The sequence below is a fragment of the Sporolactobacillus inulinus genome (genome assembly GCF_006539285.1).
GTDB classification, from domain to species: Bacteria; Bacillota; Bacilli; order Bacillales; family Sporolactobacillaceae; genus Sporolactobacillus; species Sporolactobacillus inulinus.
Genome location: NZ_BJMS01000092.1, coordinates 1 through 7,085, shown reverse-complemented (window position 1 = coordinate 7,085; position 7,085 = coordinate 1). Strand labels below are relative to the sequence as shown.

Annotated in this window: 7 protein-coding genes and 1 other annotated feature; of the genes, 2 read left to right on the top strand and 5 right to left on the bottom strand. The window is 43.8% G+C overall.

What is annotated here, in order from left to right; genetic code table 11:
• Window positions 1-222: 222 nt before the first annotated feature.
• A complete protein-coding gene (locus tag SIN01_RS11800; protein ID WP_010024715.1) occupies window positions 223-513 on the bottom strand; it encodes a DUF2653 family protein in 291 nt (96 codons plus the stop codon).
• Entirely contained in the window at window positions 501-923 is a 423-nt protein-coding gene (locus tag SIN01_RS11795) for a hypothetical protein (RefSeq protein WP_010024717.1), read from the bottom strand. The genes SIN01_RS11800 and SIN01_RS11795 overlap by 13 nt, the downstream gene beginning before the upstream one ends.
• A gap of 223 nt (window positions 924-1,146) precedes the next feature.
• Window positions 1,147-1,365, top strand: a binding site (T-box leader).
• 47 nt (window positions 1,366-1,412) lie between these two features.
• Here SIN01_RS11795 and proB point away from each other — a divergent pair.
• Window positions 1,413-2,585, top strand: coding sequence for a glutamate 5-kinase (gene proB, locus SIN01_RS11790; protein WP_029548153.1), 1,173 nt, complete (start codon window positions 1,413-1,415; stop codon window positions 2,583-2,585).
• The gene (locus SIN01_RS11785; RefSeq protein WP_010024719.1) at window positions 2,563-3,825 is read left to right on the top strand and encodes a glutamate-5-semialdehyde dehydrogenase; all 1,263 of its coding nucleotides are present in this window, start codon (window positions 2,563-2,565) and stop codon (window positions 3,823-3,825) included. The genes proB and SIN01_RS11785 overlap by 23 nt, the downstream gene beginning before the upstream one ends.
• 107 nt (window positions 3,826-3,932) lie before the next feature.
• Here the strand turns inward: SIN01_RS11785 and SIN01_RS11780 are convergent, their stop codons facing one another.
• From SIN01_RS11780 to SIN01_RS11770, 3 genes are read right to left on the bottom strand one after another with little or no spacing between them, the layout of a single operon-like run.
• Complete coding sequence (locus tag SIN01_RS11780) at window positions 3,933-4,631, bottom strand: LutC/YkgG family protein (protein WP_010024720.1); 699 nt, start codon at window positions 4,629-4,631, stop codon at window positions 3,933-3,935.
• Window positions 4,628-6,091: a LutB/LldF family L-lactate oxidation iron-sulfur protein gene (locus SIN01_RS11775; RefSeq protein WP_010024721.1), complete on the bottom strand. Its 1,464-nt coding sequence runs from the start codon at window positions 6,089-6,091 to the stop codon at window positions 4,628-4,630. Before SIN01_RS11775 ends, SIN01_RS11780 begins: the two co-directional genes overlap by 4 nt.
• On the bottom strand, window positions 6,057-6,827 hold the full coding sequence (locus tag SIN01_RS11770) for a (Fe-S)-binding protein (RefSeq protein WP_010024722.1): 771 nt from the start codon (window positions 6,825-6,827) through the stop codon (window positions 6,057-6,059). Before SIN01_RS11770 ends, SIN01_RS11775 begins: the two co-directional genes overlap by 35 nt.
• Window positions 6,828-7,085 lie beyond the last annotated feature (258 nt).

Here is a 7,085-nt window from a genome sequence, read left to right as displayed (position 1 = left end):
TTTTACAATTAGCGAAAGATCATTTCTACTTAGCGAAAGTTCCTTTAAATTAGCAGAAGTTCCACTTTTATGCGCTTATCGTTGTACCACAAAGCAAAATCATATACTTTCCTTACTTGTTAGAAAACTTGGCTTTGCCAAGCCTCTGGCTCAGTCTTAGCAGTGTAAAAAAAATGTCCCGACTCATGAAATGAGTTGGGACTTTTTCGTTCACCATTTTATTTAGATGTTGTATTGAGCAATAATTCCCTGCTCCTCATCCAATTCTAAACGCAGTGATCCATATGGATCCATGTGCCGTTCAGTGTCCAGCCAAAAGCGCAACGCTTCAATAATATTTGATTCAACAAGGATCTGCTTTCGTGCGCCGGCATATGCCTCAGCAGAAAAACCATAATCATCATCATAAAGAAGCTCAACTTGAATCGATTCTGGGGTCATATCCTTTTTACTTGCTAAATAAAGGCATAGACTATTTACGATATCCTGCTCAGAGATCGTCATTGTCTCCATCGGTTTGAATCCTCAGATCGTTTCTTTCTAAAACTTGCAATAATGTAACGAAATAAAGCGATGATCACAAGAATTGCAATTAAATTAATTAAAAATCCTGCCATCATGCCGAATCCGCCCATGTGTGAAAGAAGACTGCCAAATAAAAATCCAGACAAACCGCCGAAAATCATCCCGCGCATAAAGCCGCCGCCCGTGAAATTTCTTGTCGCAGTTCCTGTTTTGGCCCTCTGCGTCCGGTTACTTTTAAAGAATGAAGTTGTTCCGCTGCCTCGGTTTGAATTAAAGCTTTTTACTCCAGAACGGTACCCCTTTGCGCTCACTTGCTGATCATGACTTTGAAAAACCAGATCACCAGCCGGGCTAAAAATCAAAGCCAAAGCTAAAAGGGCAGCCATAAGTTTTTTCATCAGTAGAACCATCCTCCTATTTGCATATCATCTGCTGATAATACTAATACGTTTTCTCTTGATAAAGGTTTCACCATTACTGCTATTGCTATAGATCCAACCGCTACCTCTCTATCTTAACACCGGCATGCAGAATAAAAAAACATTTTAATTCGGGCATCGATCATCAAGTTCATTCTTGACTTCCCATCAAAGTCTGAATATAATTAAGGCAAATTAATGATACCGTGCGTTGACAGGGACTAGTAAATAATTGAAGGTGCGCTAGAGAACAGCATCCATCGGCTGGAAGATGCTCCGCTCCGTTCTTATTGAACCTGCCCTTGAGCTATTCGGACAAAAACCGAATCGTTTTCTTCACGTTACGAAGCGATTAAGTGAGTACGCGTTCGTCGTATTAACAAAGGTGGTACCGCGGGTAAAGCCTCTCCCCGTCCTTTTTATTAAGGATTGGGAGAGGCTTTTTCGTTGAAAGGAAAGGATTGGATCATGAATACAAAACGAGTGGTTGTAAAAATCGGAAGCAGCTCGCTGACCGATGCTCACGGACAGTTGGATGCTGAAAAGCTTGAGGATCATGTTGCAGCAATCGCGAGGCTTGCTTCAAGTGGCTATCAAATCGTCCTCGTATCATCCGGTGCGATAGCAGCCGGATACTCCGGTCTTGGTTATCCGGCGCGTCCGGTAACCATTGCCGGCAAACAAGCCGCTGCGGCTGTCGGACAGGTCATGCTGCTCAATCACTATGCGCGCGCTTTTCATAAATACGGGATTACCATTGCCCAGCTCTTACTCGCTAGACAGGACTTTGAACGACGTGAACAGATGAGTCATGCCTATTCTGCTTTGTCCGAACTTTTGAAGCGATCAGTGATCCCAATCATTAACGAAAATGATTCTGTTTCTCTAGAAGAGCTGACGTTTGGTGATAACGATATGTTGTCCGCACTCGTCAGCGGCTTGATTCATGCCGATTTTCTTGCAATTCTTACTGATGTCAACGGGCTTTATGATAAGAATCCAAACGAATATGACGATGCGATCCGCTATCACTATCTTGATCAACTTCCCGACCATCTGCTGAACGAAACAAGCGCTGCTTCTGGCTCTAAGGTAGGTACAGGCGGTATGAAATCTAAATTGTGTGCCGCTCGTACCGCTCTATCGCTTGGTGTCCGTACCTTCATTGGCACAGGAAAAGGGACGGACAAACTCGTCGCGATCATAAAAGGCGAAGGTGATGGAACCTATATCGGTTCAAGAGAGTTAAAACCTTCGCTCAAGGTTTCAAAACAGTGGATTGCGCTTCATTCACCGGTATCTGGAAAAATAGAAATTGATGACGGTGCAGTTCATGCATTAATGGAAAAGGGTAAAAGTTTATTGCCCGCCGGCATACGGCAAATCAAGGGTCATTTTCATGCCGGAGAAGTGATTCAAATTGTGGACCGAAAAAACCATGTACTGGGAAAAGGTCAAGTGAATTACTCGTCTGAACAGCTTGAGGAAATCAAACGAATGAATAGTACGCATGCTATGGATTTGATCGACGGCGGACACCCCGAGGTCGTTCATCGCGACAATTGGGTACCGTGGACCGCAACACTTCGTCCTGAAAAAAAGAAGGGAGCACGAGCCAATGGCCTTAGTAAAGAAAAATGAATTAATCGAAAAAGCAAAATCAGCGCGCACCGCATCACAGTTCCTTTCCGTGCAATCAAGTGCTGAAAAAGATCAAGCATTGCATGCCATCGCTGTTCAACTGCATACAGACAGCAACATTATCCTTGAAGCAAACCGCCTGGATCAGGAACGCGCAAAACAAAATCAAATGACCCCCTCCCTGCTTGACCGGCTCATGCTCAACGAAGATCGTATTGATGCGATGGCAGCAGCAGTTGAATCCCTTACCAAACTGCCGGACCCGATCGGCGATGAGCTTGACCACTGGGATCGGCCAAACGGATTGCATATCCAAAAAATTCGAGTACCGATTGGCGTCATTGGTATGGTCTATGAAGCACGACCAAACGTAACGGTTGATGCCGCTTGCCTATGTCTCAAAACAGGAAATGCCGTTTATCTCCGCGGGAGCGCGTCAGCACTTGAAACGAATAAAGCGCTGGTTTCAACAATAAAGAGAGCACTTCGGCAGACAAAAATCCCTAGGGAAGCGGTTCAATTGCTGGAGGATACACGTCATGAGACCGCAAATCAGTTCTTTCGTTTAAACGGTTTGATTGATGTACTGATTCCACGCGGCAGCAGTCGTTTGATACAGACGGTAATCAAACAGGCAAGCGTCCCTGTCATCGAGACCGGAGCCGGGAATTGCCATGTATATATCGATGAATCCGCAAATCCTGAAATGGCAACCCGCATTGTTTTAAATGCGAAGACCCAGCGTCCTTCCGTATGCAATGCTATTGAAACCGTCATTGTTTCCAGAAAATGGTTTGACCGATTTGGCGATGTATTAATCGATACGCTTCGAACAGCTGGCGTTTCCTGTCGTATCGACCCAAGTGCCGCCGATAAATTTCCTCAATTACCAACTGCTTCTGAGGAGGATTGGGCAACCGAATATCTTGATAAAATTATTGCAGTCAAACTCGTTGATACGCTTCAAGAAGCAATTGATCATATTAATCGCTACGGTACGAAGCATTCCGAATCAATTATCAGCGAAGATCCTGCACATGTTGCGGCTTTTTTCAAAGCTGTTGACGCCTCGACGTTGTACCATAACGCATCAACACGATTCACCGATGGCGAACAATTTGGGTTTGGTGCAGAAATCGGTATCAGCACACAAAAATTGCATGCACGTGGCCCTATGGGGTTAAATGCTTTGACCAGTATTAAATACCTCATCGAAGGAAACGGACAAATCCGTGAATGATAGGTGCATAAAATAATAAGAAAAAGTAAAAACACAGTTGACACTCATCAACTGTGTTTTTCATTATTAAGAGCGATCTCTTTAAGTGCTGCCGATACGGACGCGCATCAACGATCAGCAACGACCAAATAGGCAACTTTGACCGGGCCATGCACACCAACAACCAGTTTCATTTCAATATCAGCACTGTTACTTGGTCCAGAAATGAAATTAATATATGAGGAAATCGTTTCTCCTTTTTGTACACGCTCTTCAACTCGCTGCATCGCTTGCGTCATCCGTGGAACGATGCTGCTTTTCGGAACAATTACGATTGACGTCACAGGCAGCAGGCTGACGCTTCTCGCTTTGTCTTGATCGTTGAACAAACCTGCTGTTGCGGATTCGGCCAACATTACATCGCAAATGGATAATCCGATATTAGCATGTGTCGCTCTTTCAATAGCCTTATGTCCTTCTTTATAATCCCAAACAGCAACATTGTTCTTTTTCAAAATCTCGTCTAAACCAAATGTATGAAAGCGTAAATCATTCGTGGCGATAATCGATCCCCCACCGTATTCGGCAATTAATTGATCCAATTGAACACCAAGCTGTTCTGAATTCGTCTCAAATAGTTTTGTATGAATCGGCGCGCAAGCTTCTTTCATCATCGCCAGCAATTGATCTTCCGAGTAATTTTGATAAACCTTATTTTGAGGTGTGTAGGTCCATACCGGTTTTTCCGGTGCTTCCCCTGGCGTTCGTTTCAGTTTATCGGCAATTTTCTCTAGAAATGAATCGCGATTTTCTATAGTACCTTTCATAGTGATTCACCTGTTCCTTTATCTTGAATCGCTGTTGTTTCTTGGTGTTTGTGATTCTTAAACCATTTTCTGAAATTTTCCTTACTCGGTGCCGGAAGATCCCTGCCGTGCGTCCATGGCTTGAGTGGGCCTGGTCCTTTGGTTATCGATCCATGATGGACAAGCGGTTTAAGCATAATTGGAGCAGATTTAATGCCGATCTTGAAAAGTTTCGGAGAAGATGCACCGATGCCGAACCCTTTCATCGCAACCTTCTCCATAACGGGTGGATGACCGCCGCCTTCAACATACTTCTGACGGTGGCGAATTAACAATTTATGCAAAGGTATCTTAACTGGGCATGCTTCCGTACAAGCCGCACAGAGACTCGAGGCATAAGGTAGTTTTCCGTATTGTTCATATCCGCCTAAAATTGGAGACAATACCGCTCCAATTGGTCCTGGGTAGATCGAGCCATACGCATGTCCGCCAATATGGCGATATACGGGACAAACATTAATGCATGCCGCGCAGCGAATACAGTGCAACGCGGGCTGAAATTCTGTTCCCAATGCATTAGAACGTCCTGCATCGACAATCACCAAATGATAATCCTTAGGGCTGTCGACCGCTTTCTGATCTGGCTCAGGGGTAATATCCGTAACATAAGTCGTTAATTTCTGGCCAACGGAACTTCTGCAAAGCAAAGACACAACCACATCCATTTCTTTCCACGAAGGAACAATCCTTTCCATGCCCATAACCGTGATCTGTGTCTCTGGAAAAGCAGTCACCATATTTGCGTTTCCTTCATTGGTAACAAGACAAATACTGCCGCTGTCAGCAATGGCAAAATTACATCCGGTGATCCCCACATCGGCTTCTAAGAATTTCTTGCGCAGCGTCTTGCGCGCAAATCCGGCCAGCTCCTTGGGATCATCACTGCCTTCATAGCCAAGCTTCTTAAATGCATCACGAATTTGCTGACGATTCTTATGCACTGAAGGAACAACAATATGTGAAGGCTGGTCATGATCTACCTGAAGGATAAATTCTGCCAAGTCTGTTTCAAGAACTTCGCATCCTTCGCTCTCCAAAGCTTCATTTAGACTGATTTCCTCAGTGACCATTGACTTAGCTTTCACGACATGCTTGGCATTTTTTTCTTTACAAACCTTTTTAATATAATTCCGTGCTTCCTCGGCAGTTTCCGCAAAATAAACATGTCCGCCTCGTGCAGCAAAGTTATCGCTTAATTGTTTTAAATAGTAATCCAGATTGTTTAGCGTATGGGATCTGATTTCTTCACCAGCACTACGCCAATCTTCCCAATCACCTAATGCTTTATCGCCTACCGTAGCGCTGATCTTTCGGTCACGCAATCCGTCCTGGGCAGAGGAGACGGCATTAACCATGAATGAGTCATGAATCGCCTCATCAACACCTTCAAAGAATGGTAGATTTCCGACTTTCATCGGCATCTCGCTCATCTCCTTTGCCTTGATGACTGTTTAAGATTTGGGCAATATGTAACACTTTAATCGGTTTGCCTAAGCGATTCATTCTTCCCCCAATATTCATCAAACAGCTTGCATCTGCTCCAACAAGTACATCTGCTTTTGTTTCCTCAATATGACGGATCTTTTCATCAACCATTTGTTCAGAGATCGGAAACATTTTTACAGAAAATGTACCGCCAAATCCGCAGCAATCATAATTATTTGGTAGCGGAACTAACTCGAGCCCTTTTACGTGTTTCAGAAGCGTATAATGTGACTCGCGTTCGCCTAATAAACGTGTCATATGGCAGGAGGTGTGAAGTGTTGCACGTGCATGATACTCAGCACCTACGTCAACGACACCAAGAACACGCACAATGAACTGTGTGAATTCATACGTCTTTGCAGCAACTTGTTTTGCTCGATCCTCCCATTCCGGCTCATCACTAAAAAAGTTGGGATATTCATGGAACATCGTTGCACAGGATCCTGATGGGCATACAATGTAATCAGAATGCTCGAAAGCCTTAATCATCTGTTTCGCGGGTCCTTTTGTATCCTTTGCATAGCCGCTATTATACGCCGGCTGACCGCAGCAGATCTGTCCTTCCGGAACATCCACTTCGCAACCTAATCGTTCAAGTATTTCGGTTACATCTTTCAATACATCGACGTAGAAAAATTCACCCAAACACGTCGTAAAAAGAGAAACTTTCAATCAACTCAACTTCTTTCCTTGGCATGTGACTTCTCATACAAGTTTATGCATATACAAGGTTTTTCATCGTAATGATTGTCACAAAATCATCACTCTTCACTCACATTCTATACATATTTTAATAAAGTTCAAGTCAATTATAATAATAATTATTACTAATTTATTATCATTTGCATTCGTTTTTTCTATTCTGCTGCTTCAGCTGATCGCATTAGCATGGCACGCTAGGGGTTTTCCTCCTTCTACAGGGTGCAGTGA